Origin of the sequence: Mesorhizobium sp. M0968, from assembly GCF_040319065.1 — a bacterium.
In the GTDB taxonomy this organism is placed as follows: domain Bacteria; phylum Pseudomonadota; class Alphaproteobacteria; order Rhizobiales; family Rhizobiaceae; genus Mesorhizobium.
Genome location: NZ_JAMYNL010000085.1, coordinates 1 through 1,161, shown reverse-complemented (window position 1 = coordinate 1,161; position 1,161 = coordinate 1). Strand labels below are relative to the sequence as shown.

The window sequence follows — 1,161 nt, the reverse complement described above, 5'->3', positions numbered from 1 at the left end:
AGATCGCGCAGTTCCCGTTTGTGCGCGAACTCGATGGCTTCGACTTCGACGCGCAGCCGTCGCTGGATCAGCGCCAAGTCCGGGAGCTGGCGACCTGCCGCTGGATTGCCCATGGCGACACGGTCCTGTTCCTTGGACCTCCGGGTACGGGCAAGACACATCTGGCGGTGGCTCTCGGGCGCGAGGCGATCCGGCAGAACCATAGCGTCCAGTTCGTCACGGCGGCCACGCTGGTGGCGATGCTGGCCAAGGCCCATGACGACGGTTCACTCGAAAAGCAGCTGACGACCCTGTCGCGGCCGAAACTGTTGATCATCGACGAGCTCGGCTATCTCCCGTTCGAAGCCAACGCCGCGCATCTGTTCTTCCAGCTGGTGTCGCGGCGTTATGAGCGGGGATCGATCCTGATCACCTCCAACCGCTCGGTGGGCGAATGGGGCAGCGTGTTTGGCGATCCCGTGGTCGCGACCGCGATCCTTGATCGCCTGCTTCATCATTCGACAGTGATCACCATCCGCGGTGACAGCTACCGGCTTCGCGAAAAGCGGGGGGTGGGGGGAGTTGGCGAGAGCGCGCACGCCCCCCCCCCCCCCCCACACCGCGGCGCCCCGCCCCCCCCACCCCCCCCCCCCCCCCCCCCCCCGACACCAACGAAACCGCAAAACAATGACGGGGTCAGTTCTTCGTTTCGCCCCAGGGGTCAAATCCTCACTTCGCTTGACAAATGGATTGTCCAGGTCGTCGAAAATGGCAAAATAACTCGGCATTTATTCGACGCTCAAGCCGTTGCCGAGAGCTACGCCGAAGGCCAGCGAATTAGGCTCGGCCTGCCTGGAAGGCCACCGATCCGTTGACAGCGCTGAACCTGGATTAGGAGGAGAACCCGGTTGTCTAATCGCGGTGGGGACGTCAAGTATCTTCGCGCTCGGAGATGCGTTGGCCGGGTACACGGTTGTCTTCGCGGTCAACATCGGTCGCCGCATGATGGAGATTCGCGGGACGAGCCTTCAATGTGGACGACGCACTTTGCTGAGTCAGCGGTGCAACCCCATCAGCGGAATGGCTCGGCTCACGTCCCGGCAGGGACGCCTCAGGCGTTCAGATTCTGAACGCTATCCGGATTTACGCTGTGGCTCCTGCATTCGGATTAAAGAGCTCGCC

Annotated in this window: 1 pseudogene; it reads left to right on the top strand. The window is 62.7% G+C overall.

Annotation, left to right across the window (positions count from 1 at the left end):
• Nucleotides 1-590: pseudogene (gene istB, locus NKH67_RS33980) on the top strand (IS21-like element helper ATPase IstB); the annotation flags it as partial.
• Nucleotides 591-1,161: the final 571 nt, after the last annotated feature.